The organism is Amycolatopsis sp. A133 (assembly GCF_031082405.1).
Classification (GTDB): domain Bacteria; phylum Actinomycetota; class Actinomycetes; order Mycobacteriales; family Pseudonocardiaceae; genus Amycolatopsis.
On the sequence record NZ_JAVHJU010000008.1, the window covers coordinates 51,430 to 77,395 of the forward strand.

At 71.8% G+C, this 25,966-nt stretch carries 25 protein-coding genes; 15 read left to right on the forward strand and 10 right to left on the reverse strand.

Features of this window, described 5'->3' with window-relative positions; translation table 11 throughout:
• Window positions 1-9 precede the first annotated feature (9 nt).
• The 5 genes from Q5425_RS10750 (at window position 10) to Q5425_RS10770 (ending at window position 3,866) form a co-directional block, all read left to right on the forward strand.
• On the forward strand, window positions 10-1,119 hold the full coding sequence (locus Q5425_RS10750) for an acyl-CoA desaturase (RefSeq protein ID WP_308672002.1): 1,110 nt from the start codon (window positions 10-12) through the stop codon (window positions 1,117-1,119).
• 7 nt (window positions 1,120-1,126) lie between these two features.
• Entirely contained in the window at window positions 1,127-1,327 is a 201-nt protein-coding gene (locus Q5425_RS10755; RefSeq protein WP_308672003.1) for a hypothetical protein, read from the forward strand.
• A 159-nt stretch (window positions 1,328-1,486) separates the two neighbouring features.
• Window positions 1,487-2,785 carry a sensor histidine kinase gene (locus Q5425_RS10760; protein ID WP_396135146.1) on the forward strand — a complete coding sequence of 433 codons (1,299 nt, stop codon included), beginning with the start codon at window positions 1,487-1,489 and terminating at the stop codon, window positions 2,783-2,785.
• Window positions 2,786-2,794: 9 nt separating this feature from the next.
• A complete protein-coding gene (locus Q5425_RS10765; RefSeq protein WP_308672005.1) occupies window positions 2,795-3,439 on the forward strand; it encodes a response regulator transcription factor in 645 nt (214 codons plus the stop codon).
• A gap of 16 nt (window positions 3,440-3,455) precedes the next feature.
• Window positions 3,456-3,866 carry a secondary thiamine-phosphate synthase enzyme YjbQ gene (locus Q5425_RS10770; protein ID WP_308672006.1) on the forward strand — a complete coding sequence of 137 codons (411 nt, stop codon included), beginning with the start codon at window positions 3,456-3,458 and terminating at the stop codon, window positions 3,864-3,866.
• Here Q5425_RS10770 and Q5425_RS10775 read toward each other — a convergent pair.
• Entirely contained in the window at window positions 3,804-4,805 is a 1,002-nt protein-coding gene (locus Q5425_RS10775; RefSeq protein ID WP_308672007.1) for an ABC transporter permease, read from the reverse strand. The genes Q5425_RS10770 and Q5425_RS10775 overlap by 63 nt on opposite strands.
• Window positions 4,806-4,909: 104 nt before the next feature.
• Between Q5425_RS10775 and Q5425_RS10780 the strand changes: the two genes are divergently transcribed.
• Both Q5425_RS10780 and Q5425_RS10785 read left to right on the forward strand, forming a co-directional pair.
• On the forward strand, window positions 4,910-5,605 hold the full coding sequence (locus Q5425_RS10780) for a haloacid dehalogenase-like hydrolase (protein ID WP_308672008.1): 696 nt from the start codon (window positions 4,910-4,912) through the stop codon (window positions 5,603-5,605).
• Window positions 5,606-5,718: 113 nt separating this feature from the next.
• Window positions 5,719-7,845 (forward strand): DUF2156 domain-containing protein, encoded by a 2,127-nt coding sequence (locus Q5425_RS10785; RefSeq protein ID WP_308672009.1) that lies wholly within the window; start codon window positions 5,719-5,721, stop codon window positions 7,843-7,845.
• Here the strand turns inward: Q5425_RS10785 and Q5425_RS10790 are convergent.
• On the reverse strand, window positions 7,823-8,497 hold the full coding sequence (locus tag Q5425_RS10790; protein ID WP_308672010.1) for a hypothetical protein: 675 nt from the start codon (window positions 8,495-8,497) through the stop codon (window positions 7,823-7,825). The two genes, Q5425_RS10785 and Q5425_RS10790, sit on opposite strands and share 23 nt — an antisense overlap.
• A 75-nt stretch (window positions 8,498-8,572) precedes the next feature.
• Between Q5425_RS10790 and Q5425_RS10795 the strand changes: the two genes are divergently transcribed.
• Together Q5425_RS10795 and Q5425_RS10800 are read left to right on the forward strand one after the other, a co-directional pair.
• Complete coding sequence (locus tag Q5425_RS10795; protein ID WP_308672011.1) at window positions 8,573-9,043, forward strand: DUF4231 domain-containing protein; 471 nt, start codon at window positions 8,573-8,575, stop codon at window positions 9,041-9,043.
• The gene (locus Q5425_RS10800) at window positions 9,040-13,014 is read left to right on the forward strand and encodes an NACHT domain-containing protein (protein ID WP_308672012.1); all 3,975 of its coding nucleotides are present in this window, start codon (window positions 9,040-9,042) and stop codon (window positions 13,012-13,014) included. Before Q5425_RS10795 ends, Q5425_RS10800 begins: the two co-directional genes overlap by 4 nt.
• On the opposite strand, the gene Q5425_RS10805 is transcribed toward Q5425_RS10800, so the two are convergent.
• Both Q5425_RS10805 and Q5425_RS10810 read right to left on the reverse strand, forming a co-directional pair.
• Window positions 13,011-13,871 (reverse strand): hypothetical protein, encoded by an 861-nt coding sequence (locus tag Q5425_RS10805; RefSeq protein WP_308672013.1) that lies wholly within the window; start codon window positions 13,869-13,871, stop codon window positions 13,011-13,013. The genes Q5425_RS10800 and Q5425_RS10805 overlap by 4 nt on opposite strands.
• Entirely contained in the window at window positions 13,871-15,619 is a 1,749-nt protein-coding gene (locus Q5425_RS10810; protein WP_308672014.1) for a proline--tRNA ligase, read from the reverse strand. The genes Q5425_RS10805 and Q5425_RS10810 overlap by 1 nt, the downstream gene beginning before the upstream one ends.
• Window positions 15,620-15,742: 123 nt before the next feature.
• Between Q5425_RS10810 and Q5425_RS10815 the strand changes: the two genes are divergently transcribed.
• Window positions 15,743-16,093 (forward strand): VOC family protein, encoded by a 351-nt coding sequence (locus Q5425_RS10815; RefSeq protein WP_308672015.1) that lies wholly within the window; start codon window positions 15,743-15,745, stop codon window positions 16,091-16,093.
• A 231-nt stretch (window positions 16,094-16,324) separates the two neighbouring features.
• Here Q5425_RS10815 and Q5425_RS10820 read toward each other — a convergent pair whose 3' ends face one another.
• The gene (locus tag Q5425_RS10820) at window positions 16,325-17,617 is read right to left on the reverse strand and encodes a glycosyltransferase 87 family protein (protein ID WP_308672016.1); all 1,293 of its coding nucleotides are present in this window, start codon (window positions 17,615-17,617) and stop codon (window positions 16,325-16,327) included.
• Between the two features lie 222 nt (window positions 17,618-17,839).
• On the opposite strand from Q5425_RS10820, the gene Q5425_RS10825 reads away from it, so the two are divergent.
• Window positions 17,840-18,742, forward strand: coding sequence for a 2-hydroxyacid dehydrogenase (locus tag Q5425_RS10825; protein ID WP_308672017.1), 903 nt, complete (start codon window positions 17,840-17,842; stop codon window positions 18,740-18,742).
• Here the strand turns inward: Q5425_RS10825 and Q5425_RS10830 are convergent.
• The 3 genes from Q5425_RS10830 to Q5425_RS10840 are packed head-to-tail and all read right to left on the reverse strand — an operon-like array spanning window position 18,723 to window position 20,746.
• Window positions 18,723-18,941, reverse strand: coding sequence for a DUF397 domain-containing protein (locus Q5425_RS10830; protein ID WP_396135148.1), 219 nt, complete (start codon window positions 18,939-18,941; stop codon window positions 18,723-18,725). The two genes, Q5425_RS10825 and Q5425_RS10830, sit on opposite strands and share 20 nt — an antisense overlap.
• Window positions 18,904-19,737: a helix-turn-helix transcriptional regulator gene (locus Q5425_RS10835; protein ID WP_308672019.1), complete on the reverse strand. Its 834-nt coding sequence runs from the start codon at window positions 19,735-19,737 to the stop codon at window positions 18,904-18,906. The genes Q5425_RS10830 and Q5425_RS10835 overlap by 38 nt, the downstream gene beginning before the upstream one ends.
• A 55-nt stretch (window positions 19,738-19,792) precedes the next feature.
• Window positions 19,793-20,746 (reverse strand): GNAT family N-acetyltransferase, encoded by a 954-nt coding sequence (locus Q5425_RS10840; RefSeq protein ID WP_308672020.1) that lies wholly within the window; start codon window positions 20,744-20,746, stop codon window positions 19,793-19,795.
• 141 nt (window positions 20,747-20,887) lie between these two features.
• Here Q5425_RS10840 and yaaA point away from each other — a divergent pair, with 141 nt between their 5' ends.
• Window positions 20,888-21,634, forward strand: coding sequence for a peroxide stress protein YaaA (gene yaaA / locus Q5425_RS10845; RefSeq protein WP_308672021.1), 747 nt, complete (start codon window positions 20,888-20,890; stop codon window positions 21,632-21,634).
• Here the strand turns inward: yaaA and Q5425_RS10850 are convergent.
• Window positions 21,621-22,709, reverse strand: coding sequence for an FAD-dependent oxidoreductase (locus tag Q5425_RS10850; protein ID WP_308672022.1), 1,089 nt, complete (start codon window positions 22,707-22,709; stop codon window positions 21,621-21,623). The two genes, yaaA and Q5425_RS10850, sit on opposite strands and share 14 nt — an antisense overlap.
• Window positions 22,710-22,791: 82 nt before the next feature.
• On the opposite strand from Q5425_RS10850, the gene Q5425_RS10855 reads away from it, so the two are divergent.
• Entirely contained in the window at window positions 22,792-23,346 is a 555-nt protein-coding gene (locus Q5425_RS10855; RefSeq protein WP_308672023.1) for a suppressor of fused domain protein, read from the forward strand.
• Between the two features lie 170 nt (window positions 23,347-23,516).
• Here Q5425_RS10855 and Q5425_RS10860 read toward each other — a convergent pair whose 3' ends face one another.
• Window positions 23,517-24,368, reverse strand: coding sequence for a LysR family transcriptional regulator (locus Q5425_RS10860; RefSeq protein WP_308672024.1), 852 nt, complete (start codon window positions 24,366-24,368; stop codon window positions 23,517-23,519).
• An 82-nt stretch (window positions 24,369-24,450) separates the two neighbouring features.
• Here Q5425_RS10860 and Q5425_RS10865 point away from each other — a divergent pair, with 82 nt between their 5' ends.
• Window positions 24,451-25,335, forward strand: coding sequence for an MBL fold metallo-hydrolase (locus Q5425_RS10865; RefSeq protein ID WP_308672025.1), 885 nt, complete (start codon window positions 24,451-24,453; stop codon window positions 25,333-25,335).
• A gap of 95 nt (window positions 25,336-25,430) precedes the next feature.
• On the forward strand, window positions 25,431-25,883 hold the full coding sequence (locus Q5425_RS10870; RefSeq protein ID WP_308672026.1) for a hypothetical protein: 453 nt from the start codon (window positions 25,431-25,433) through the stop codon (window positions 25,881-25,883).
• Window positions 25,884-25,966: the final 83 nt, after the last annotated feature.

Here is a 25,966-nt window from a genome sequence, read left to right on the forward strand (position 1 = left end):
GAGTGCACCATGACCGGCTTGCAAGACCGCCTGACCCCGGAACAGGTCGAGGAGTTCGGCCGCGAACTCGACGCGCTGCGCCGGCGGATCGTCGACGACCTGGGCCAGGAGGACGTCGACTACATCCACGACATCATCAAGACCCAGCGCGGCCTGGAGGTCGCCGGGCGGGCGTTGCTGTTCGCCGGGTTCTTCCCGCCGGCGTGGCTCGCCGGCGTCGGGGCGCTGTCGCTGGCCAAGATCCTCGACAACATGGAGATCGGCCACAACGTCATGCACGGCCAGTACGACTGGACGCGCGACCCGGCGCTGAGCTCGCAGCGGTTCGAGTGGGACACCGTGGCGCCGGCGGAGAACTGGCGGCACTCGCACAACTACATCCACCACACGTACACGAACATCGTCGACAAGGACCGCGACGTCGGCTACGGGATCCTGCGGATGGACACCGCCCAGAAGTGGCACCCGTACTACCTGGGCAACCCGGTGTACGCGACGCTGCTGGCGATCTTCTTCCAGTGGGGCGTCATGCTGCACGACCTCGAGGTCGAGAACGTCGTCAAGGGCGAGCGCTCGTGGGCCGACAACGTGCCGATCCTGAAGAAGATCGTGCGGAAGGCGTCCCGGCAGGTCGGCAAGGACTACGTTCTGTTCCCGCTGCTGACCGGCCCGCTGGCGCCGCTGACGTTCCTCGGCAACGCGACGGCGAACCTGACCCGCAACCTGTGGGCGTTCGCGATCATCTTCTGCGGTCACTTCCCCGCCGACGTCGAGAGCTTCACCGAAGAGGAGACGGCGGAGGAGTCGCGGGGGCAGTGGTACCTGCGCCAGATCCTGGGTTCGGCGAACATCACCGGCGGCCCGCTGTTCCACATCCTGAGCGGCAACCTGTCGCACCAGATCGAGCACCACCTGTTCCCGGACATCCCGGCGCGCCGCTACCCGCAGATCGCCGGCGAGGTGCGCGCGATCTGCGAGAAGTACGGGCTGCCCTACCACACGGGACCGCTGCGCAAGCAGCTCTGGTCGGTGGCGAAGAAGATCGTGAAGCTGGCCCTCCCGCAGAGTTCGCCGTCGCCGGTTACCGTGGAACCCGACCGGCAGCTCCGAGCAGCGTGAGGGTGACATGGTGGGCCAGTTCGAACGGGAGAAGGACACCCTGCAGGTGATCACCGAATCAGCGGCGACGCACGTCGGCAACATAGCTTCGATCATCACCGGCGCGATCCGCGACGTCGCCCGCGAGACGGGCGACTGGCTCACCGACGTCATCGAGATGCGGGAAGCCGCCCAGCGGGCCCGGGAGGACGACCCGGACGCGCCGTGACACGCCCTTTGCGTGCCGCGAATGACTCATTGGGGACCTGGGAGGTCCCCAATGAGTCATTCGCGACGTCGCGGCCCCCGGCCAGGGCGGAAATTGTCGGTGCCCGCCGGTAGCGTGGAAAACGGGGGGTCCCCCCGGCCCGACTAGGGGGAAAACCGGATGGGCACCGCGGCCGCCCGCGGCGAAACTGAATCCGTGACCACCCTCGACCCACCCCACCCGCTCCGGCGCATCTTCGGCCCGCTCGCCACGCGGGACTTCCGGGCCGAGTACCTCTGGCTGTGGCTCGCCGCGCCGCTCACCCTCTTCTCGCTCCTCAGCTTCCTCGTCGTCCTCGCGCTCGGTCTCTGGCTGACGCCGGTCCTGCTCGGGTTCCTCGTCCTCGCCGGCGCCGTCTTCTACGTCCGTGGCCTCGGGGCCGCCCACCGCGGGCTCGCGAAACGCCTGCTCGGTGTCAGCGTCCCCGCCCCGCGCCGGCCCGAGCTCAAACCCGGGTTGTGGAGCTGGGTCAAGGCCCGCGTCGGCGATCCCGCGGGCTGGCGGGCCGCCGGTTACCTGCTCCTGCGTCTGCCGTTGACCCTCGCCGGGCTCTTCACCGTCTTCGTCGCGAGCGTCTACAGCTTCGCCGCCACCACCTACTCCTTCTTCTGGTACCCGCTCGGCGAACGGGAACTGCCCGTCTTCGAGATCCGCGCCGACGGCTGGGCCGGCGCGCTGGCCTGGTCGGCGTCCGGACTGCTCGTGCTGGTCGCCCTGCCACGGGTGACGCACGCCTTCGCCGCCCTCGACCGGCTGCTGATCGTCGGGCTGCTCGGCGAGCGCGAGCTGTCCGAACGGGTGCGGGACCTGGAGGCGAGCCGCGCGACCGCGGTCGAGGACGCCGCCCTGCGGCTGCGGCGCATCGAACGCGACCTCCACGACGGTGCGCAGGCGCAGCTGGTCGCGCTCGCGATGAAGCTCGGCTTGGCCAAGGACGAGCTCGCGGACGCCGACCTGCCGCAGGTCAAAGAGCTGGTCACCGCCGCGCACGCCAACGCCAAACAGGCGCTGACCGAGCTGCGGGACCTCGCCCGCGGCATCCACCCGGCCGCGCTGGACGCCGGTCTCGACGTCGCCCTCGCCACGCTGGTCGCGAGGTCCGGGATCGACGCGCGGGTCGTGGTGGACCTGCCGCGCCGCCCGCCGCCGTCGCTGGAGACCATCGTCTACTTCAGCGCCGCCGAGCTGCTCACGAACGCCGCGAAGCACGGCGGGACGACGCTGGTCGAAGTCACCGAAGAGCGGGACGTCCTCCGGCTGAGAGTGCACGACGGCGGCCCCGGCGGCGCCCGGGTCGTGCCGGGCGGCGGGCTGGCCGGCGTCGCCGAACGGCTCCGGACGGTCGACGGCGAGCTGATCGTCACCAGCCCGCCGGGCGGTCCGACCGATGTGACCGCGCGGGTGCCGCTGCCCCGCTAGGGTCGCGGCATGCGGATCGTCATCGCCGAGGACTCCACCATCCTGCGCCAGGGTCTCGTCGAGCTGCTGACCTTCCGCGGCCACGAGGTCGTCGCCGCGGTGAAGGACGCCGACGCGCTGCGCGAAGCGGTCAACGGCCACACTCCCGACGTGTCCATTGTGGACATCCGGATGCCGCCGACGCACACCGACGAAGGCCTGCGGGCGGCGATCGCGCTGCGCCGCGAGCTGCCGGGCTGCGCGATCCTGCTGTTCTCCCAGTACGTCGAGACGAAGTACGCGGCCCAGTTGCTCGCCGGCCGCGCGGGCGGCGTCGGCTACCTGCTCAAGGACCGCGTCGCCGAGGTGTCGGACTTCCTCGACGCACTGCGCCGGGTCGCGTGCGGCGAGACGGTGCTCGACCCCGAAGTCGTCAGCCAGCTGTTCTCGGCGACGCGCCGGACCGACGCGCTCGGCGGGCTCACCCCGCGGGAACGCGAAGTGCTGGGCCTGATGGCGGAAGGCCGGTCCAACTCCGCGATCGCGGCGGAGCTGTTCCTCTCGGCCGGCTCCGTGGAGAAGTACGTGACGTCGATCTTCGGCAAGCTGGGCCTGCCGCCGTCCGAAGAGGACAACCGGCGGGTCCTCGCGGTGCTGCGCTACCTGGAATCCTGAGCCTAGGCTGGCACGCATGTACTCCACCGAGATCGAGGTCCGCACCGGCGCCGAAGCCGTCGTCCACGACCTCACCCACGAAGCCGAGGCCTTCCTGCGCGACGCCGACGCGGCCGACGGCCTGCTGCACGTCTGGGTCCCGCACGCCACCGCCGGGCTGGCGATCCTGGAAACCGGCGCCGGCAGCGACGAGGACCTGCTGACCGCGCTCGACGGGCTGCTCCCCCGCGACGGCCGCTGGCGGCACCGGCACGGGAGCCCGGGTCACGGCCGTGACCACGTGCTTCCCGCGCTGGTGCCGCCCTACGCGACGATCCCGGTGCTCGGCGGGGTACTGGCCCTGGGCACCTGGCAGTCGATCTGCCTAGTGGACACCAACCTCGACAACCCCGTCCGCAAGGTGCGCTTCAGCCTCCTGGCGGGCTGACCGGCCCGGCCACAGCGCCACCAGCAGGCCCGCGGCCAGCAGCGCGCCGAGCACCCACAGCGCCGTCGTCACGTCCGGCGCGTCCGGCACGCCCTGCAGCAGGCTGCGCAGGCCTTCCGTCGAGAACCGGAACGGCGTCCACGACCACAGCAGCGCGCGGTAGGCCGGGTTCAGCAGCTCCGGCACCTGCCCGGCCACCGCGGGCGCGACCAGGTACAGCGGGCCGAGCACGGCCATCGCGCGCAGGCCCAGCAGGCGCAGCAGCCCGGCTTGCAGGGCCGCGAACGCCGTCGCGGCGAGGAAGACGAAGCCGAGGACGTCCACGGTCAGCGGCAGCGTCGAATCCCACAGCGCGAAGAACCCGGCGACCACCGCCGTGATCAGCGCACCGGCGCCGGTGATCTGGACGAACCGGGCGCCGGCCCCGATCGGGCGGCCGGTCCGCTTCGCGAGCTGCGTCAGCGCGAGGCCCGCGACGAGCGCGCCGATCCAGGCCAGCGCGCTCGCGGCCAGCGGCGCGATCCGGCCCGCGAGCCCCACCGGGTGCAGGACCTCCTGTTTCGGCGGGCCGGCCAGCGCGGTCGCGGCGCCGGTGAGCGCCTGCTGCGCGACCTGGGTGCCGGCCGGGTTGATCGCCCCCGATGTCACCACAGTCACCACAGTCGCGGCCGGTCCCGGCGCGAGTTCGAGCACGCCGTAGACCTTCTTGTCTTCCAGCAGCCGGCGCGCTTCGGCCGGGGTGGCGACGGTCCAGGCGAGCTGGCCCCCGCCGTGGGCGGCGAGGCGCTGCGCGATCTCCGGTGGTGCGGCGACGGCGACCGGGACGCCGTCGGGCGCGACGGTCGCCTGCGCGCCGAAGGTGAGGAATCCGAGCACCACCGCCACCAGCGCGCCGGCCACGGCGGCGACCAGGGCGAGCGCCCCTGCGGGACGGGTCATCACTGCCTCCATTTATTCGTCGCTTGTTGAATTGAGCTCAAGGTACGACCCGTCCGCCCGGAAGTCAACGCGTGTTGAATAACTTCGCCGGTAGCCTCGGAGACGTGACGAAGAAGCGGCTGCTGCTCTGGGACATCGACCACACGCTGGTGGACTTCACCGAACTGGGCGCGGCCTGGTACGCGACCGCGTTCACCGCCGCGACCGGGGCGACCCTGCGCGTGCACCCGGTGTTCGGCGGCCGCACGGAACGCGCGACGACGACCGACCTGCTCACCGCCAACGGCTTCGAGGCCACGGAGGAGACGATCCAGGCGCTGTTCAAGGCCCTGGTGGCGGAGTCCGAGCGCCACCTGCACACCTTCGCGGAGACGGCCCGCGCACTGCCGGGCGCGGCCGAGGCGCTCACCGCGTTCGCCGCCGACGGCGACGTCGTCCAGACGCTCGTCACCGGCAACCTGCCGGAGATCTCGCGGCACAAGCTCGCCGCGTTCGGCCTCGACGAGCACCTCGACCTGGGGATCGGCGGCTACGGCACGCTCTCGGTGCACCGCCCGGACCTCGTCCCGCACGCGATGGAGCTGGCGGCGGCCAAGCACGGGACCGGCTTCGACGCCGGCGCGGTGGTCGTCATCGGCGACACCCCGAACGACGTCCGGGCCGCGGTGGACAACGGCGCGGTCTCCGTCGCCGTGGCCACCGGGCACTACTCCGCCGAGGAGCTGCGGGCCGAGGGCGCGCACACCGTGCTGCCGGATCTGACCGACACCGAGGCGGTGCGCCGCGCCGTCCTCGGCTGAGGCGTCCTCCTCGGGAGGGGGATGTCCCTCAGCCGAACGGACGACTCCCCTAGGGGGAATCTCGTCCTGACGCCCGATGTCCACGGCGGCGGGAACTCGACAGACTCTTCCCCATGACTGAAGCAGGGGCGGCGGCCGGGACCGCCGGAGGGGGCCGCATCCGGAGCACGGTCGCGGTGCTCAGAGAGCGGCTGCCGTTCACCAGCAGCGTCACGCTGGCCATGGTGGTGCTGGCCGTCGCGTCCGGGGCGCTCTGGAACGCCGCCGAAGACCGCGCGGCCTACCCGTTCGTCGCCTACGGGCTGCCGTCGCTGGAGACGGGCCGGTGGTGGACCATGCTGACCGGACCGTTCTTCGCCGTCGTCCCCTGGTTCTACCTCCCGATGGTCGGCAGCTTCGCGCTCTTCGCCGGCTTCGCCGAGTGGAAGCTGGGGACACGGCGCGCGATGGCCGTGACCATCGGCGGCCAGTTCGTCTCGGTGCTCGTGGCGACCCAGTTCCTGGCGTTGTGCCGCAACTCCGGCTGGCTGTGGGCCGAGCGGATCGCGGGCAGCCTCGACGTCGGGTTCTCCGGCGGTGCGCTGGCCGCGGTGGCGGTCGCCAGCGCGGCGCTGCGGCCGCCGTGGGCCCTGCGCCTGCGGGCCGGGCTCTGCGTGTACGCCGGAGTCGCGATCATCTACGTCGGCACGCTGGCCGACCTCGTGCACTTCTTCGCGCTGCTGCTGGCCCTTCCGCTCGGCAAACGCCTGGTGGGCACGCGGCGGGCGGGCGAAGCGGCGACGCCGAACCTGCGGGAGTGGCGGGTGCTGGCCGTGGCCGGCCTGCTGCTGCTCACCATCGCCGAGATCGTGATGTTCCTGGTGCCCGGCGACGGCCCGTTCGGCTCCGACGAGGGCGTCTCGCTGTCGGCGCCGGAGCTGGGTGTCATGGTGCTGCTGGTGGTGCCGGTGCTGAACGGGCTGCGCACGGGCAGCCGCGTCGCGTGGCGCTGGGCCGTCGGGCTGTCGGCGTTCGTGACGCTGCAGGGGCTCGTGGTCGCGACGCTCCTGGGTGTGGCCGACCTCTTCGGCGGGGACTACGAAACCGCCGGCCTGCCGCTGTTCTTCGTGGACAATCTCCTGTGGACGGTCGAGCTGGCCGTCCTGATCGCCGCGCGGCACGCCTTCCGCGTGCCTTCTCGACGCCGGCTGCGGCGCCACGCGCAGGGCCCGGGCCCGGCGCTGGCCCGCTCGCTGCTGGGCCGCCACGGCGGCAGCACGCTGTCGTGGATGACGACCTGGCCGCGCAACACCTACTTCGTCCGCGAGGACGGGCGGTCCTACCTCGCCTACCGGCGGCACGCGGGGGTCGCGGTCGCGCTCGGCGACCCGATCGCGCCGGACGGCACCGCGGCGGCCACCGTCACCGAGTTCACCGCGATGTGCGAGAACTCCGGCCTGGTGCCGTGCGTGTTCTCGGCGACGGAAGCCACCGTCGCGGCCACGCGCGAGCAGGGCTGGCAGCACGTCCAGGTGGCCGAGGACAACGTGCTCGACCTCGACGGCCTCGAGTTCCGCGGCAAGGCGTGGCAGGACGTCCGGTCGGCGCTGAACAAGGCCGCCAAACAAGACATCGAGTTCCGGCTCGTCCGCCTGGCCGACCAGCCCGAGCCGATCCTGGCCCAGGTCCGGGCGCTGTCGGAGGAGTGGATGTCCGGCAAGGCCATGCCGGAGATGGGCTTCACCCTCGGCGGCCTCGACGAGGCGATGGACCCGGCGACCCGGGTCGGCCTGGCGGTCGACGCGGAGGGCACGGTCCACGGCGTGACGTCGTGGCTGCCGGTGTACACGGGCGCGGGCAAGGTCGGCGGCTGGACGCTGGACGTCATGCGCCGCAGCGCGCACGGTTTCCGCCCGGTGATGGAGTTCCTCATCGCGTCGGCGTGCCTGGCGTTCCGCGAAGAGGGCGCACGGTTCGTGTCGCTCTCGGGGGCTCCGCTGGCCCGCAGCGACTCCGGTGCCCCGGCGCGGTCGGTGGACCGGGTGCTGGAATCGCTGGGCCGCGTGATGGAGCCGTACTACGGATTCCGTTCCCTGCACGCGTTCAAGGCGAAGTTCCAGCCGCGGCACGTCCCCCTGTACCTGGCTTTCCGCGACGAGGCCGACCTTCCGCGCATCGGGCTGGCGCTGAGCCGGGCCTACCTGCCGGACGTCCGGCTGCGGCAGCTGGCGAAGCTGGTCAGTAGCTCTCGGGCACGCTGATCCGCTGCGGGAAGCGGATCTTCCGCCTGGTGACGACGTTCTGGTCCTTCGGGATCAGCCTGCCGTCGGTCAGGCGGAGCCAGTGGCCGTTCCGTGAGTCGGTGAAGGCGAGCATCACGCCCGGGGTCATGTCCGGGCGCTGCCACTCCTCGCGGATCGGCATCCGCCACTTCCCGGGCGGCAGGATGGCGTAGAGGTATTCGTCGTCTTCGATGTCCGGCCCGCGGTGCAGGGTGGACCCGGTCATCGGCAGGTTGTGCACGAGGTCGAACGAGACGACGACGTGGTTGACGGCCTCGGCGTTCGCGTTCGACACGACGATGTAGCCCTGACCGCCGGCGTACTCGATCCACGCGGTGACCTTCGCGGCCTGTTCCTGCCGTTCGCGCAGGTCCCGTTCCCGCCGGTCCGCCTGCGCGAGCCGCCCGTCCCGGATGGCGATCCACAACGCCACCACGACGGCACCGATCGTGCCGATGCCCCCGACCCACTGACCCGAGGCACCCCACCAGTCCGGATCACGCGGCTCGACGAGCCAGATCCAGGCTTTGGCCAGCAGTGGCCCGAAAAGCAGCAGCACCCCGGCCACGGCCAGCACCCCGAACGCGACGGCCCGGACCCGCCCGAGCCGTCTCTCCGCATCCCCGCTCATGCGGGCAGCCTGCCGAATTCCGGCGTCCGGCGGAAGCGGCAAAACGACCGGGCCGCCGGTGCTACATTCGTCGTCGTGCCCGACGAGCCCACCGGTGAGCTTGCCTTTCTGCGCTCCGAACTCGACCAGCAGCTGCGCCGGTACTCCACGCGCCGCAAGCGCGACAAGCGGAAAGCGTTCGGGCTGCGGCTGTCGACGGTCCTGCTGTCCGCCACGATCAGCGTCCTGCTCGGGCTGCGGAACCTCGACGGTTACGCCGATCTGTTCGCGAACATCGCGCTCGGGCTGGGTGCGCTGATCACCGTGCTGGCGGCGGCGGACGCGTTCTTCTCCCACCGCGAACTGTGGATACTGCGGACGCACACCGTCCGCGACCTCGAGAACATCGAGCGCGAACTGCGTTACAGCATGAGCAAGGACCTTTCGCCGGACGCACTGAAGCAGGACGTCGAGCGGATCTACGGCGAGCTGAACCGGGCCATCGAGCGCGACAGCAGGAACTGGGACCGCCTGCGCGCACCTTCCGGCACGGATCCGAAGGAATGACCCGGACGGCGGTCGTCCTCACCGCCCTGCCGGTCGAGTTCAAGGCGGTCGCCGGCCGGCTGGCCGGGGCGGACTGGCAAACGCACGCCCAGGGCAGCCGTTACCTCGTCGGGACGTCCGGTGCCTGGAAGGTGGCCGTCGCGGAAATCGGCCGTGGCAACGAAGAGGCGAGCTACTCGACGGAACGCGCGCTCCAGCACTTCTCCCCCGACGTCGCGCTTTTCGTCGGCGTGGCGGGCGGGGTCAAGGACGTCGGCCTCGGCGACGTCGTGTTCGCCACGGAGGTGCACGGCTACGAGTACGGCAAGGAGGTCTTCGACGCGTTCGTCCCGCGCGGCCAGGTGGGCACCGCGTCCTACGACCTCGTGCAGGCCGCCCGGTACCTGCGCCACCAGCTGACCGGCTTTTCGGTCGTCGTCGAGCCGATCGCCGCGGGCGGCAAGGTGGTGGCAGACGCCGAGGCACCGACCGCGGAGGTCATCAGGCGCCACTACAGCCAGGTGGTGGCGACGGAACAGGAAGGCCTGGGGTTCGTCAAGGCCGCGTCGGCTCGCTCCGGCGTTTCGGTCGGCATCATCCGCGGGATCAGCGATCTGCTGTCGGGCAAGGCGGAGTCCGACCGGGCCGGCTGGCAGGAGACCGCCGCGGGCCACGCCGCCGAGTTCGCGTTCGCGCTGCTCGAGGCGGTCGACCAGACGACGTACTCCCTCGAAGACGTCGCCGGCGCCCTGCTCTCGGCATTGCTGAGACTTCACCGGTGGGACGCTCGCGACGAGATCCCCGCGCTGGGCCGCGACCGCAGAGAGAAGCGGAAGGCGGACCGGCTCCTGGAAGACCTCGAGGAGGTCCTGCTGGAGCACCTCGAACGAGCCGCCGGTGCCTACGGCATCAACGACACCGGGTTCTTCGGGAAAGTCGTCGCGGGCCTCCGGCGGGTGGGCCCGGCGCAGTCGGCGATGGTCGAGGCGGCGACCCTCCGCCCGCTCCTGGGCCGGCCGGAATCACCGAGTCAGGGTTACTTCCTGTCCGACGTCACGGCGTTCCTGGTCGGCGCGTACCTGGGCGTTCCCGACCTGCGTCGTGACGCGTTGTTCGGGGCGATCGAGCGCGAGACGGACCTCCCGGCTCGGCTCGAAACGGCCCTCAACAGCGTTCCCCGGCAACACCGGGCCCGCGACGAGACCGTGGACGACCAGCTGTCGGCCGCCGCGTACACGACCGACTACCTGCGAGCGGTCAGCAACCGCCTCGACCACCTCGAAATCCTCGGCATCGACCTCGCCCGCTCGGTGGAGCGCTACGCGTTGACCCCGGCGTTCGTGGCGTTGTCCGCGGCAAGCGGCCAGTGGGACGACGACCGCACGTGGTCGGGCGGGCGCCGCAACGACGTGGTGAACGTGCTGGCGGCGGCCACGCACCAGGTCCTCATCGGCGAAGCGGGCTCGGGCAAGACGACGTTGCTGCAGTGGATCGCCGTGGCCACCGCCCGCGAGCAGCTGCCGCCGAAACTCGGGCACTGGAAGGGCAAAATCCCGCTCGTCGTCCGGCTTCGTCGTTATGTGGAGCACCCGCTCCCGGAGATCGAGGCGCTGACCGACGAGGTGGCGTCGATCCTCAGCGCCCGGAAGCCGTCCCGCTGGTGCACGGCCCTCCTGGCCAGTGGCCGGGCGATCGTGCTGATCGACGGCTTGGACGAGCTCCCGGTTTCCCGCCGCCCGGCGGTGCAGAGCTGGCTCGACGACTTGCTGTCCACGTTCCCCGAAAACGTGTTCATCATCAGCGGACGCCCCGCGGCGTTGCGCCATCCGGGCTTCAGGCTCGGGCGGTACCGCAGGGCCCAGCTCGAACCCATGGGCCCGGACCAGATTTCGGCGCTGGTGCGGCAATGGCACCTGTCGACGAGCGCCGCCATACCGAAGGAACACCGGGACGGCCACCGCGCCAAGGGCGATCTCGTCGCCGAGCACATCCTCGACAGCCCGGCACTGCTCGACCTGGCTCGCACGCCGCTGCTCTGCGCGGTGCTGTGCGCGCTGGCGTACGCGAGAAAAGGGGTCAGCAGCCTGCCCCGGCGGCGTCTCGAGTTGTACGAAACGACGCTCGTCATGCTGGCCGGGCGGCGGGACACGGAACGCAACCTGGCAATTTCCCCACTGGGGCCCGAGGAACGGCTCGCGCTGCTCGAGGATCTCGCCCAGTGGCTGATCCGCAACGACCAGTCGGAGATCGCGAAGGACAAAGCGCTGAGCCACGTCGCGCGGACCCTCCGGCTGCTGCGCCAGGACACGATCACCGCGGAAGAGGCGCTTCAGGATCTGGTCGAGCGGTCCATTCTGCGCGAGCCGGCGACGGACGTCATCGACTTCGCCCACCGGACGTTCCTGGAGTTCCTCGCCGCGCGGTGGATGAGCAACCAGGGTGACTTCGGCGCGTTGCTGTACCGGTCGGGCGATCCGTCTTTCGCGGCGGTCATCGCGTTGGCGGTCGGCATGGGGCGGCCCGCCGAAGCCACCCGCTTGCTGGGGAACCTGCTGACGCAGGCCGAAAGCGCCTCCGGCGGGGACCGGGAGCACCGGTACAGCCTGGCGATGACCTGCGTCGACGCGTGCTTGCGGGTGGACGAAGGGGTGACTCGCCGGCTGGAGTCGTACCTCGAGTCGCTGGTCCCCCCGCACAACAGTGACGCGATGTTGAAACTCGTCGCCGGTGGGGATACGAGTGTTGGCCTGATCGAGCGGTTCCTGTTCCGTGCGACGGACGATGATGATGCCCTGGAACGCTGTGTGGAGGCGCTGGGCCGGATCGGGACCCCGAAGGCGCTCAAGGTCTTGATCGACCTTCCCGTGGCGCTTCGCCGGTCACTCGCCCAGAGCCTGGTCGAGGCTTGGTCCTTCTTTCCGCCCGCGGAGTACGCGGAGCAGGTGCTGACCGACCTGCACGCGCCGGCCACGGTGGTCCTGCGGGATCTCACCAGGGTGCCCTTCACCGGCAGGCTCGGCCGCGACTACCTGGTCCAGGTGGTGACTGCAGACCGCTCGTTGTTCGATCCGGGCAGCGTGGCCGCCGCCCGGCTGACCGGCGTGATCGTCGATGCCACCGCCGTCATCGAAGAGATCGCCCTGTTGCTGCCCGTGCCGGGTTTGCGAACGCTCTGGGTGGACCTGGTCTTCCTCCCCGACCCGGGCGGCTTCCGCAGGTCGTTGCCGCGTAGCGAGACCCTCACGTCCCTGGACCTGCGGTTCGAGAACATCATCACGGACCGTGTGGTCCTGGACTGCGCCTTTTTCCTGTTTGCTCCGAACCTGACCGATCTCCGCATCAGCACCGAGGGCCGTGCGGTCGAACTCGTCAACCTCCCCGCCCTCAACGGCCTCGCCGAGCTCGAGATCTTGGAGCTGGAAGGCTTCATCCTGTCAGGCGAAGAAGCCGCAGAACTGTCGCTGCCCGCCCTGCGCTGGCTCCGCATCCCCGAGTGGCCGCTGCCCGACCTCAGCACCTTCGCGGGCTGCACCAACCTCGAAGTCCTCGACGCCCCGGACGCCGAGCTGGAAAGCCTCCACGGCATCGCCCGCATGACCGGCTTGCGCAGCATCGCCCTGAACGGCTGCACGTCCCTCACCGACATCGGCGAGCTGACCCCGCTGACCGCCCTCGAACACGTCGACCTCACCCACTGCATCGCCCTCGACGACGACGCCCTCGACATCGTCGAGAAGCTCCCTCGCGAGATCGAACTCGAGATAGCCGGCTCCAGCGTCGACGCCGACCTCCGCAACGCCCCGATGCAGATCCTCACCGAGCACGTCCCCGACGCCTGGCCCGACTCGATCGCCATGCTCGACGATGACATCGACGTGACCCAGGAAGACTTCTTCGTCCGCTCGGTCGTCGGCGCAACCGCCGCGGAGGACGAATTCACCCACGGCTGGATCGTCGGCGACCTCGAAGCGTACGAAAACCGTCCGCTCTAGCGGTACGTCGTCGGCGGCGGGGTCGTCGTCCCGCGGTCCGCCACCGGGACGAACCGGTAGCTCCGCACGATCCGCACCAGGTCGTCCCGCACGGAAGGCCCCGACCGGTCGCTGTCCGCGTATGCCACCACGACACCGGACGTCCCCGAGGCCCCGCCGAAAGCCAGCACCGCCACCAAAGCGTGCCGGGTCGCGCACTCCCCCGTTCGCGCCGGGGTCACCGAAGCCACCACGACCCGGGCCGAGATCGCGGTGCCGTCGGCCTTCGTGACCTGCGCGTCCGACGCCGGGCCCAGCTGGGGTGCCCCGCCGTACGCGGCCGCCACCACATCCGTTGCCGCCTTGCGGGCGGCCGCATCGAGGTCCGTCAGCGGCTCCGTCGTGACGCCCGCGCCACCTAGCGTGGCCTGGCCGCACTTGCCCAGGAACGCGCTCGTGATCAGCCGGACCGGGGGCTCGTCCCAGCCGTGCTGCGTGCCCGGCGCCGGTTCCCAGTTCGGCGGGACGTCGTACGCGTACGAGCCGTCGCGGCCCGCCACGGACTGCCAGCCCGCGACCACGGCCGGGACCGCCGCCCGCGGTGACGGCGTCACCACCAGCGGCGCGGGTGGCGGCGAAGACGACGCCGGGTGCGGCTTGCCGACACCCAGCGCTTTGAGGACGCCGGCGACCAGGGCGATGAACACCAGGCCGAACCACGGCGCCCGCCGCCACTTCAGCGACTTCGGCTTCGGGCGGATGCGCTTCGGCTGCGCGCGCGGCGCGTCCGCGGGTTCGTAACCGCCGAACCCGCGAAGCGCCGCGTTGTCCTCGTATCCAGGCGTCGAATCTTCGGGGCGCCGGGAAAACCGGCCCATCAGGAGCGGACGAGCTCGACCAGGTGCTCGACGACGGCGTCGACCGCGATTTCCTCGCGCTCGCCGGACCGCCGGTCCTTGACCTCGACGACGCCGTTGGCCAGGCCGCGCCCGACGACCAGGATGGTCGGCACGCCGACCAGCTCGGCGTCGGCGAACTTGACGCCCGGGGTCGCCTTGCGGTCGTCGAGGATGACCTCGAGGCCCGCCGCGTCCAGCTCGGCGGCGATCTTCTCGGCGCCCGCCGCGACCGTCTCGTCCTTGCCCGCGATGACGATGTGCACGTCGAACGGCGAAACCACGCGCGGCCAGATCAGGCCGAGGTCGTCGTGGTTCTGCTCGGCGAGCACGCCGACCAGCCGCGAGACGCCGACGCCGTAGGAGCCCATCGTGATCCGGATCGGCTTCGAGTCGGGGCCGAGCGCGTCGACCTCGAACGCGTCGGTGTACTTGCGGCCAAGCTGGAAGATGTGCCCGATCTCGATGCCGCGCGCGGCGACCAGGGTGCCGTGCCCGTCCGGCGACGCGTCGCCCTCGCGGACCTCGGCGGCCTCGATGGTGCCGTCCGGGGTGAAGTCGCGGCCGGCCAGCAGGTCGATGACGTGGTGGTCGACCTTGTCGGCCCCGGTGACCCAGGCAGTGCCGGGGACGATGCGCGGGTCGGCGAGGTAGCGCACGCCGTTGTCCTGCAGGGCCTTCGGGCCGATGTAGCCCTTGACCAGGAACGGGTTCTTCGCGAAGTCGGCTTCCTCGAGCAGCGCGACCTCGGCCGGCTCCAGCGCCGCTTCGAGGCGCTTCATGTCCACTTCGCGGTCGCCCGGGACCGCGACGCAGACGAGCGTCCAGTCGGCCGAGCCCGGCTGACGCGTCTTGAGCATGACGTTCTTCAGCGTGTCCGCGGCGGTGAACGTGCGGCCCAGGTCCGCGTTGTTCAGGAAGCCGACCAGCGACTCGATGGTCGGCGTGTTCGGCGTGTGGTGCACCTGCGCTTCGGGGCGGCCCTCGATGGGCTGCGCGGCCGGCGCGGGCGTGACGACGGCTTCGACGTTCGCCGCGTAACCGGACTCGGTGCTGCGGACGTAGGTGTCCTCGCCCGTCTCGGCGACGGCGAGGAACTCCTCGGACGCCGAGCCGCCCATCGCACCCGACGTCGCCTTCACGACGACGTACTCGAGGCCGAGCCGGTCGAACAGCTTCACGTAGGCGTCGCGGTGGGCCTGGTAGGAGCGCGCGAGACCCTCATCGTCGAGGTCGAAGGAGTAGGAGTCCTTCATGACGAACTCGCGGCCGCGCAGGATGCCGGCCCGGGGGCGCGCCTCGTCGCGGTACTTGGTCTGGATCTGGTACAGCGTGACCGGGTAGTCGCGGTACGAGCTGTACTCGCCCTTCACGGTGAGCGCGAAGAGCTCCTCGTGCGTCGGGCCGAGGAGGTAGTCGGCGCCCTTGCGGTCCTTGAGGCGGAAGAGGCCGTCGCCGTACTCGGTCCAGCGGCCGGTGGCCTCGTAGGGCTCCTTCGGCAGCAGCGCGGGGAACTGGATCTCCTGCGCGCCGATGGCGTTCATCTCCTCGCGCACGACGGCCTCGATGCGCCGCAGCACCCGCAGGCCCAGCGGCAGCCAGGAGTACCCGCCCGGGGCGACCCGGCGGACGTAGCCGGCGCGTACCAGGAGCCGGTGGCTCGGTACCTCGGCGTCCGCCGGATCCTCGCGCAACGTGCGAAGGAACAACGACGAAGTCCTGGTGATCACTGGGGGGCTCCCTGCTCCGGGCGGGTGTGAAAGTCCCGCTCAGGGTAGTCAATCACCCGGCCGTGACTCCAACGGGTTACTCGGCGGCCCGTTTTTGTCGGTGGTGGCCGCTAGCTTCGGGGCATGGCGATCCACATGGGCATGATCACGATCGACTGCGCGGATCCGCGCGGTCTGGCGGAGTTCTGGACGGCGGCGCTGGGCACGAAGGTGGCCCAGGACTACGAGGGCGAGTTCCTGATCCTCGCGCCGGCCGAAGGTGGGCTGCCCCTGGCGCTGCAGCGGGTGCCGGAGGCCCGGGTGGGCAAGAACCGCGTCCACGTCGACTTCGGCGGCGACGATCGCGACGCGGAGGTGAAACGGCTGGTGGAGCTGGGGGCGAAGGAGGTGGCGAAGCACGAGGTGCCGGGGCTGGCGTGGACGGTGCTGACCGATCCGGAGGGGAACGAGTTCTGTGTGAGCGGAAAGCACTAGAGGACGGGAAGGCAGGGCGCGGGGAGGTGGCGAGCTAGGGGCAAGGCGCTGGGAGGCGGAGCGCTGGAAGCGGCGCGTCAGCGGCAAGGCGCTGGGCGGAGCGCCGAGAGGCAGCGCGTCAGCGGCAAGGCGCGGGGAGGCGGAGCGCTGGAAGCGGCGCGTCAGCGGCAGCGCGCGGGGAGGCGGAGCGCCGGCCGGCAGAGCGCGGAAGGCGTTGTGGGAGGGCTGCGCTCAGGAAGCCGAGCGCCCGGCTCCGGCGGGCAGGTGCCCGGTGCTCGTCGCCCCGTGCTGCAGGCCGTCCGGCGCAGCCTGCAGCGGTTCCCCGCGCGGCAGCAGGCGGCTCGGCAGCAACGCGAACCCGACCAGGACGAGGAGGCCGGCCACGACGTAGCTCTCTCCGAGGACGTGCGTCCACCACGGCGCGTCCGGGCTCGCGGGGAACTGCTCCGGCGGGGCGAACACGGCCACCGCCCCGGCGAGCACCAGCGCGGGCACGGCCAGGCGCGGCACCCGGCCCGCCCACCCGGCCGCGGCCATGAGCAGCGGGGCGAACCACACCCAGTGGTGCGTCCACGACATCGGCGAGACGAGCGTGCCGAGCGCGGCCGTCGCGAGCCAGGCGGGCACGTCGCTGCCGGCCCGCCGGTACCGGACGACGACCACCGCGGCCAGCCCGGCGGCGGCCACGGCCAATGCCGCCCAAAGCAGCGTCGCGCCCGGCAGCGAGCCCTTCAGCGGGGCCGGGAGCGGGTTCGGCAGCGGGCCGAGCCGGGCGACGAAGCCGCGCAGGGACTGGTTGCCGGGCAGGGCGACGTTGCCGATCCGGACCGGGTCCCACACCGCCCGCGTCCAGTAGAACGCCGAGTCCCGGGGCGCGATCGCCCAGGCGAGCCCGGTGCAGGCGGCGAAGCTCCCGGCCGCGACGAGCGCCGGGCGCACCTGCCTGCCGAGCAGGAAGAACAGCACGAACACCAGGGGCGTCAGCTTGATCGCGGCCGCGACGCCGACGAGCAGGCCGCGCGGCCACCGGGGGTTGCGGTGCAGGCAGTCGAGCGCGACCAGCCAGAGGAGGAAGACGTTGACCTGACCCCAGTAGAGCGTGTGGATCAGCGGTTCGAGCTCCAGCGCGCAGACGGTGCCGACGGCGGCGATCAGCGGCCGGTGCGGCAGCGACGGCCGGATCCGGGCCAGGACGAGCACGAGGATGTGGAACATCGCCGCGGCGGTGCCGGCGGTGAACACGAACGCGCCCAGGGGGTACCAGGCGAGCACGAGACCGATCGGCAGCAGCGAAAACGGCGGGTACGTGTAGTACCCGGGACGCGCCCCGCCCGACAGCAGGGTCGTGTAGACGTCCTTGCCGTCGAGCCAGGCGAGCACGCCCGCGCGGTAGATCCGGGTGTCGGAAAGGGCGGCGAGCCCCGTGTCCACCGACAGCCCGATCCGGACGGCCATCCCGGCCGCGAGGGCCACCAGCAGCCACGGCGCAGCGCGGACGAACAAGCGAAACTGGTACGCGGTCACCGGCCCTCCCGACCCACCGCCGTCAATTCCCCGGCACGGGTCCGCGGACCCGCATACAGACATATCGCCTGGTGAGGCCGTCGCGTGTCACTTTTTTCGCATTCGGTGGGATATCCCGGAATCGTCCGGTTTTTGTGTCGGAATTCGTGCTGCGCGACGCGGGAAACGCGCGGATCCGGGGTGCCGGCGGCCGCGGCGCGCCGAAGCGGGTAGAAAGGCGGCATGAGCGCTCGTGTACTGCTGCCCTGGACCGACATCGAGGTGCCGGAGGGAGTCGAGGCGGCGTACTACGACGGTGGCGATGCGCCGACGGCCGATCTCGGGGACGTCGAGTTCTACGTCCTGCCCTACGACCGGGGCCCGGAGCCGCCGAAGCTGATCAAGGAGCTGCCGTCGCTGCGGGTGGTGCAGTCGCTGTCCGCGGGGGTCGAGACGCTCGTGCCGCTGCTGCCCGACGGCGTGCGCCTCGCGAACGGGCGCGGGCTGCACGACCTGAGCGTCGCCGAACACGCGCTGGCGCTCATCCACGCCGCGCAGCGGGACCTGCCGCGCTGGTTCGCGCAGCAGACGCGCGGCGAGTGGGTGCGCGAGCACACGCGGTCACTGGCCGACAGCCGGGTGCTCCTGGTCGGGTACGGCTCGATCGGGCAGGCGATCGAGCGGCAGCTCGTCGCCGCCGAGGCGCTCGTGACGAGGGTGGCGAGCCGTCCCCGTCCGGAGGAGGACGTCCACGGCGTCGCCGAACTGCCCACGCTGCTGCCCGACGCCGACATCGTGGTGCTGGTCCTGCCGGACACCCCCGCGACGCGCGGCCTCATCGGCCCGGACGAGCTCGCCGCCCTCCCCGACGACGCCCTGGTGATCAACGTCGGCCGCGGCACGGCGATCGCGACGGAGGCGCTGCTCGCGGAGACCCGCACCGGACGGCTGCGCGCCGGTCTCGACGTCGTGGATCCCGAGCCGTTGCCCGCGGATCATCCACTGTGGACGGTCCCGGGTGTGGTCATCACGCCGCACATCGCGGGTGGGTCGGCGTCGTTTTATCCGCGCGCGAAGAAGCTCGCGGCGGAGCAGCTGCGGAGGTACGTGAAGGGCGAGGAGCTGCTCAACCTCGTAGAGAGCTGAGGGCGGCGACCCACGCAGCGCGCGAGACGGTGAGGGTGCCGTGCTCCCGGGCCTTGGTGTCCCGGATGCCGACAGAACGGTCGAGCTTCACCTCGACACAGTCCGACTGACCGCCGCTGTAGCTCGACTTGCGCCAACCGTTCATCCCAAGGCCTCCCGGACTATCGCGCGACCTCCCGAAGCAAGGCTCGGGTGGCATCCTCGCTCAATGCTTTCCTCCACAAGAGCTTAGCCTGCTTCGCGTAGTCGCCAACCACATCAGCCTCGTGCAGAAACGCAGTCGCATGCGAGTTCTCCAGGTGCACGATCGGCGGTAGGCCGGCGAACTCGTAGAGGATGAATGATCCGAGCAACCCCGGGTGAAAGCCGATGTTCGCCGGCACGATCCGCAGCGAGATGTTCGACAACTCCATCATTTCCAGCAGGTGATCCATCTGATCCGACATGATCTCGGCGCTGCCGACCTCCTCACGGATCGCGATCTCACCGATGAGAGCGGTCAGCCGGACCGGTTCGGCCTTCGTGAAAATACGCTGCCGGTTCAATCGCACGACGAGCATCGCATCGGCCTGCTCCAGGCTGATTTCCGAATTGCTCAGGATGGTGCGGGCGTAGTCGGGCGTCTGCAGAAGTCCCGGCACGATCGCGTGGTACCAGCTCGTGATGCGGGTGGCGGTGCGCTCGTACTCCACGATCCCGCTCAGCGCGGGCGGCAGATCAGACGGGTTCGAGTCCAGCCAGTTGTCGTCGCGGGCGTGCCTGGCCAGGCGCATCATGCGGTCGTACGTCACGTCGTCGACCCTCAGCGCGCCCAGCAGCCGGGCCACGTCCTCCGGCTGCGGTACTCGCTGGCCCTTTTCCCACGCCGACAGCAGCTGCGGCAAAATCCGGACCATCCGCGCGAGTTCGCGAAGTCCTTTTCCGCGCGCTACCCGCACTTCGCGCAGCGAAGCGGCCAATGCCCTCGAACCGGGCGAGGTGGAAGTCGGCTTCATGACGTGATGGTACGAATGCCGTCCATTCCCCGATCGGCGGTGGGGCGTCCCGAATTCAGGACAGCACGTACACGTGCCATTCGTCTTCGACGCGATATCCGCACCGCTCGTAAACACCCAGCGCGCGGTGCGCATTGTCGACGTCGACGTTCAGGGCCGACCGGTCGAATCCCGCGGCCTTCGCCGCCAGGAGAGTGTGCCCGAGCAACCCCGATGCGACTCCGCGGCCGCGCAGTGCCGTCCGGGTTCCCACCCAGGTGGCGTAGTGCTCGCGGATGCCCGTCGCCTCGGTTTCGGACGCGTAGTGGTGGCTCAGCACGAAGGCGAGCACCTTGTCGCCGTCCAGCACGAGGAACGACAGGTCCGGGCGGAAGTCCTTCGAGCCCGTCACGAGGTGGTGCCAGGCGTCGGGCTCGTACACCGTGCTGCCCCAGTGGCCGGCGAAAGTGTCGTTGCGGGCGTCGAGGGCGGCGAGGTCGTACTTCGGGTCGAACGGCACCGCCTCGAAACCGTCGGGCAGCGGGGGCTGCGGCGGCAGGTCGGCGAGGCCGACGCGCATGTTCACCATCGTCCGGCCGACCGTGTACCCCGCGCGGGTGAGGACGCCGGCGATCCAGCGCTCGTTCTGGTGACTGCCGTGGTGCAGTTCGAGGGGCGCGCCCGGGAAGGCGCGCTCGTGGACCTCGCGGCTCGTCCGCGCGAACCACTCGACCAGGTGACCCCCGACGGCGTCGCTGCGGTGGTCCGGGTGCACGACCGACTGGAGCCGGATCATGTGCACCGGGTCGGCGGCGGCGCGGCGGAGGATCAAGCCGTAGCCGGCCAGCCGGTCGCCCGCCCAGGCGCCGATGGTGGCGCGGGCCAGGTCGACGTTGGGGGCGGCCAGCTCGTCGCGGAGGTCATCCGCGCTGAAGTGCTCACCCGTCCGGTCGACTTCCTCGGCCGCCGCGTAGAGCCGGGCGAGGGCGGGAGCGTCGTCCAGAGTCAACGGGCGCCAGGTCAGGTCCATGCCCGGAGGCTAGGCCGGACGGCGGCGTCCGTGCACCCCGATTTACCGGGCCGCCGCAGGTACGCGGACCCGGCCGGAACCGGCCCCTTCCGTCGTGGCTGCCGTCCGGATCGGCGACGATCGGCGCAGTACGCTCGGGGCGTGCTGGTGCTCCTCCCCCCTTCCGAGACCAAGGCCGACGGCGGCCGCGGCGGCCCGCTCGACCTCGGCGCGCTGTCGTTCCCCGAGCTGAACCCGACGCGCGCGAAGCTCGCCGACGCGCTGGCCGAGCTGGCCGCCGACGTCCCCGCCAGCATCGCGGCCCTGGGCCTCACCGAGCGCCAGGCCGGGGAGGTGGCGCGCAACGCGGAGCTGTGGACGTCCCCGACGATGCCGGCGCTGCGCCGCTACACCGGCGTCCTCTACGACGCGCTGGACGTGAAGAGCTTCACGAGGGCCGGCCTGGAGAAGGCCCACCGGCGGCTGGCGGTGACGTCGTCGCTGTTCGGCGTGGTCTCGGCCACCGACCCAATCCCGGCGTACCGGCTCTCGGGTGGGAACTCGCTGCCGTCGCTGGGTACCGTCCGCGGATTATGGAAGCCGGTCCTGGAGCCGGTGCTGCAGGCGGTCGAGGGCCTGGTCGTCGATCTGCGCTCGGGCACGTACTCGGCGTTCGCGAGGTTGCGCCCGGACGCGGTGACGGTCCGGGTCGTCACCGAAAACGCCCGCGGCGAGCGTGTGACGGTGAGCCACTTCAACAAGGCGTACAAGGGCCGCTTGGCGCACGTGCTGGCGGCCACCCGCGCCGAGCCGTCCACTGTGGACCAGCTGGCGAAGGTGATCACCAAGGCGGGCCTGGCGGTCGAGCGCACGGGCGAGCACGCCTTGGAGCTGATCACCGAGGGCTGAGGCCGCCGAACCGGTCCGGGGCGAACGGGCTCAGGTCGAAGCCCGGGTCCTCGCCCAGCGCGACCGCCGCCACCAGCTTCCCCGCGAACGGCGCGTTCGTCAGCCCGCCCGCGCCGAAGCCCGTCGACACCGCCAAGCCCGGCCGGAGCAACCCCAAGATGGGCAGGTCGTCCGGGGTGCCCGGGCGGAAGCCGACCCGGGTTTCCGCCAGCGTTGCGTCCGCCAGGCCCGGTGCCACCGCCAGCGCGTTCTCCAGCACTTCGCGCTGCCCGGCCGCCGTGACGCGGTGGTCGAAGCCCGACTCCGCCTCGCGGGTTGCGCCCGCGACGACCCGGCCGCCGCCGAACGCCAGGAGGTAGTGGCTGCTGCGCGGCAGGACCACCGGCCACGCCGCCGTGTCCGTGTCCCGCAGGTCGAAGTGGCTGATCTGGCCGCGGTGCGGCGTCACCGGCAGGTCGATCCTCAGCGGCGCCAGCAGTTCCCGGCTCCACGCGCCGGCCGCCACCACGACGCTGTCCGCCTCGAGCGGACCTTCGGGGCCCGCCACCGTGCCGTCGGCGCGGAACGCGACTTCACCCTCGACGAACTTCGCGCCCCGGCGTCCGGCGGCCGAGAGCAGGGCGCGGCGCAGCAGGTGCCCGTCGACACGGCCGGCGCCGGTCAGGTGCACCGCGCCCAGCCCGGGCGCCAGCGCCGGGAACAGCTCGCGGGCCTGCGCCGGGTCGAGCCGCCGGACCTCGCCGACCTCCGGCGCGGCCGCCGCCCGGGACGTCAGCCGCTCGTGCGCCCCGGCCAGCTCGGCGTCGTCGGCCGAGACGATCATCCCGCCGACGACCTCGAACGACGAACCTTCGAGCTCCGCGGTGAACTCCCGGTAGTACCGGCCGGCGGCCGCGGCGAGCGGGTACAGCGCGTCTTCCCGGCGCGACGTCCAGGGGCTGACGATGCCGGCGCCGGCCTCGGTCGCCGTCCCCGGGCGCGCCGCGTCCACCACGACCACTTCCGCGCCGCGGCCCGCCAGGTGCCAGGCCGTTGCCGCGCCGCCGATCCCGCTGCCGATCACGAGCACTCGCATGGTCCCCACCCTGCCCGATCTTGCCGCGCCCGGGCCAACGGGATGACCCGCCCGGACCCCCGCCGGTCGTATGCTGCGCGCCATGCCGAGCCGTGCCGAGCGGTATTTCGCCCATCTCGACACCCTGACCGGGTCCTCCACGGCCCGGCTGCAGCCCATCCCGTCGACGCAGCCCGGGCTCGACGACGTCATCGCGTTCGTCTACGCCGACGAGCCCGAGCCGCGCTACCTGACGGGCGCGACCTACGGCCTTTCCCTGGCCGACCACCCGGACTGGCACGGCGTGCGACCGGAGCTGTGGATCAGCGTCCGGTCCGACGACCCGGTCTGGGCGCTGGCGATCGGCTACCTCGCCGAGCAGCTGCGCGGCACCTGCCCGTTCGTCTACGGCGACACCATCGACTTCGGGCAGCCGATCGCCCCGGAATCGGCGATGACGGCGTTCGCCGTTTCGGCCCCCGCGGGCCTCGACGCGCACCAGTACACGCTGATCGACGTCGGCGGCGCGCCGATCAGCATCGCCGGCTGCTACCCGGTGCACGACACCGAGCGCAAGTACATCCGCGAGCACGGCATCGACGCGTTTTGGCAGCTGGACTGGGACCTCTACGACGTGCGTCGCGCCCCGGTGGTCTAGGGCTGCTCGTCCACGGCGCCTGGCACGGCCTGCAGGCCAGGGACCGGCTTTCCCGCTCGCGAAGGCGATCGAGAGCGGTGCCGCGTCGGTTTCCGGCGATCGCGGGGCGTTGCGCCGGCTCCAGCGCCTGTTCCGCCTGCCGTCGCCCCGGGACCGCACGGCCTGAGCGTTCAGTCCCGGTACGCGGCCAGCGCGATCCGGGCGAACGAGCGGATCAGCGGCGTCTCGTCGCTTTCCCGCCACGCGACGACCACCGGGTTCGGTGCCATGCCGGTCAACGGCACCACGACCAGTTCGCCCGGCGGCCGGTGCCCGAGCGGCATCAGCCCGACCGTGCCGTTCCAGAGGACGGCCTGCAGGCATTCGTGCACCGCGCGCACGACCGGCCCTTCGCGGGCTTCGCCGGCGTGCCAGTACGCCTGCCAGCGCGGGTCGGTGCCGTCGGGGAACCGGAACCAGCGCCGTCCGGCCAGGTCGGCGAGCGCGAGGTGAGCGCGGCCGGCCAGCGGGTCGTCGGCGCGCAGCACCGCGCCCACCGGGTCGGCGCGCAGCTCGTGCACGGCCAGGCCGGTCTCGTCGAACGGCCCGCGGGTCAGTGCGACGTCGACCAGCCCGGCGCGCAGCCCGCACGTCGGGTCGGTCAGGTCGGCGTCGCGGACGCGGACCTCGACGCCCGGGTGCTGCCGCCGGTACGCGTCGGCGAGCCGCGTCGCACCCGGGTCGGCGCCGTCGCCGAGGATGCCGACGGTGAGGGTCGGCGCACCCGCCGCCGTGGCCACGCGGGCGCGGGCCCGGTCGGCTTGGTCGAGCAGCGCCCGCGCCTCGGCCAGCAGCGCCGCCCCCGCCGGAGTGAGCGTGACGCCCGCGGCGGAGCGCAGCAGCAGGACGGCCCCGACGTCGGTTTCCAGCTGCTTGATCGCCCGGCTCAGCGGCGGCTGGCTCATGTGCAGCCGCGCCGCGGCCCGGCCGAAGTGGAGTTCCTCGGCGACGGCGACGAAGTACCGCAGCGTGCGCAGCTCCATGACCGGCGACGATATTCGCCCGGTATCGGCGCCACCGAACCGGTCTTGGACGGCCGCACCCGCGCGGCGGTGGAATCGGGGCATGACCGAACTGACCGATCCCGCCGTGCACGTCTCCGGTGCCCGGGAGATCGCCTCCGACCTGCTGGTGATCCCCAACGACCACGTCGACCTGGTGCCCAACATCGGCGTCGTCGGCGGCACCGAGGCCGTCCTGGTCGTCGACACGGGCATCGGCACCGCCAACGCGGCGAAGGTGCTCGCCTTCGCGCGGGAGGTGGCGAACGGCCGCCGCCTGTACCTGACCACGACGCACTTCCACCCCGAGCACGCGTTCGGCGCGCAGGTGTTCGCCGGCGAGGCCACCTACCTGGTCAACCGCAGCCAGGCCGAGGACCTCGCCACGAAGGGCCCGGGCTACCTGGAGATGTTCCGCGGCCTCGGCGAGACGATCGCCCGCCGCCTCGACGGCGTCCGCGTGCCCACGCCCGACGAGGTCTACGACGACGGGCACACGCTCGACCTCGGCGGCCGGACCGTCCGGCTGCGCCCCACCGGCCGCGGCCACACGAAGGGTGACCAGGTCGTCGAGGTGCCGGACGCCGGCGTGCTGTTCACCGGCGACCTGGCCGAGACCGGGCAGTTCGCCATCCTCCCGTGGTTCCCGCCGCACGACACGGACGTCTCGGGCCTCGGCTGGCTCGCCGTGCTGGACCGGCTGGTGGCCACCGAGCCCCGCGTGGTCGTCCCGGGGCACGGCGACGTCGGCGGCCTGCCGGTGCTCACCGACGTCCGCGACTACCTGCGCGAACTCCGCGACGAGACGTGGCGGCGCCGGGACTCCGCGATGGACCGGGAGCAGCTCGTCGGGGAGGTCCGGGCGGTGCTCGTCGGACGCCATCCGGAGTGGGCGGGCCGGGAGTGGATCGAGCCGGGCGTCGGCTGCCTCTGCGCCGAGCACGCCTGACCGCCCTTCCGGTCGGTGCGAACGGCTCCCGCTGTTACATAGGATGGGCGACCGGCGACTCACGGTGCGGTGGCAGCCGAGCGAAGGAGCCTGTCGTGGTGGGTGTGGAGATCGTGATCGGGGCGCTCATCGCCTGGGCCGTGGGCAAGGCCCGGCAGGCGGGCAAAGCGCTCGACGGGCTCGCGGACGAGGTGGTGGACGCGGGCGCGGCGAAGGTCAGGGACGTCGTGCTGGCGAAACTCGGCGACGACTCCGCCGTGCGCAAGCTGACGGAGGAAGCGGCCGAGACCGGCGAAGTGAGCGAACGGACCCGGACGCGCGTGGCGCTGGCGGTCGAAGACGCGGCCGACGAAGACGAGCAGTTCGCCGCGGCACTGGAAGCCGCGCTGGCCGAAGCGAGCCGGCCCGGCGGAGTGGTGGCCGCGCACGGCGGAATCGCGGTGTCGGGCACCGCGCACGCCCACGACCAGGGGATCGCGATCGGCGCCGTCGGCCGCGACGTGACCTTCGGGCAGCCGCGGGACCCTCAGGCGCCGGACCGGGCGTAGCGCCACCCGCGACCGGGCTCCCCACCACCGGGCCGGGACGGAACGCGTCCGCGGGCGGGGTGGCCTTCGCGGTGGTCGAAACC

Bases quoted from the DNA above. Each gene is read 5' to 3' on its own strand.
- Q5425_RS10750 (WP_308672002.1), top strand. From the start codon at position 10: ATGACCGGCTTGCAAGACCGCCTGACCCCGGAACAGGTCGAGGAGTTC.
- Q5425_RS10755 (WP_308672003.1), top strand. From the start codon at position 1,127: ATGGTGGGCCAGTTCGAACGGGAGAAGGACACCCTGCAGGTGATCACC.
- Q5425_RS10760 (WP_396135146.1), top strand. From the start codon at position 1,487: ATGGGCACCGCGGCCGCCCGCGGCGAAACTGAATCCGTGACCACCCTC.
- Q5425_RS10765 (WP_308672005.1), top strand. From the start codon at position 2,795: ATGCGGATCGTCATCGCCGAGGACTCCACCATCCTGCGCCAGGGTCTC.
- Q5425_RS10770 (WP_308672006.1), top strand. From the start codon at position 3,456: ATGTACTCCACCGAGATCGAGGTCCGCACCGGCGCCGAAGCCGTCGTC.
- Q5425_RS10775 (WP_308672007.1), bottom strand. From the start codon at position 4,805: ATGACCCGTCCCGCAGGGGCGCTCGCCCTGGTCGCCGCCGTGGCCGGC.
- Q5425_RS10785 (WP_308672009.1), top strand. From the start codon at position 5,719: ATGACTGAAGCAGGGGCGGCGGCCGGGACCGCCGGAGGGGGCCGCATC.
- Q5425_RS10790 (WP_308672010.1), bottom strand. From the start codon at position 8,497: ATGAGCGGGGATGCGGAGAGACGGCTCGGGCGGGTCCGGGCCGTCGCG.
- Q5425_RS10800 (WP_308672012.1), top strand. From the start codon at position 9,040: ATGACCCGGACGGCGGTCGTCCTCACCGCCCTGCCGGTCGAGTTCAAG.
- Q5425_RS10805 (WP_308672013.1), bottom strand. From the start codon at position 13,871: ATGGGCCGGTTTTCCCGGCGCCCCGAAGATTCGACGCCTGGATACGAG.
- Q5425_RS10815 (WP_308672015.1), top strand. From the start codon at position 15,743: ATGGCGATCCACATGGGCATGATCACGATCGACTGCGCGGATCCGCGC.
- Q5425_RS10825 (WP_308672017.1), top strand. From the start codon at position 17,840: ATGAGCGCTCGTGTACTGCTGCCCTGGACCGACATCGAGGTGCCGGAG.
- Q5425_RS10830 (WP_396135148.1), bottom strand. From the start codon at position 18,941: ATGCCACCCGAGCCTTGCTTCGGGAGGTCGCGCGATAGTCCGGGAGGC.
- Q5425_RS10835 (WP_308672019.1), bottom strand. From the start codon at position 19,737: ATGAAGCCGACTTCCACCTCGCCCGGTTCGAGGGCATTGGCCGCTTCG.
- Q5425_RS10840 (WP_308672020.1), bottom strand. From the start codon at position 20,746: ATGGACCTGACCTGGCGCCCGTTGACTCTGGACGACGCTCCCGCCCTC.
- Q5425_RS10850 (WP_308672022.1), bottom strand. From the start codon at position 22,709: ATGCGAGTGCTCGTGATCGGCAGCGGGATCGGCGGCGCGGCAACGGCC.
- Q5425_RS10855 (WP_308672023.1), top strand. From the start codon at position 22,792: ATGCCGAGCCGTGCCGAGCGGTATTTCGCCCATCTCGACACCCTGACC.
- Q5425_RS10860 (WP_308672024.1), bottom strand. From the start codon at position 24,368: ATGGAGCTGCGCACGCTGCGGTACTTCGTCGCCGTCGCCGAGGAACTC.
- Q5425_RS10865 (WP_308672025.1), top strand. From the start codon at position 24,451: ATGACCGAACTGACCGATCCCGCCGTGCACGTCTCCGGTGCCCGGGAG.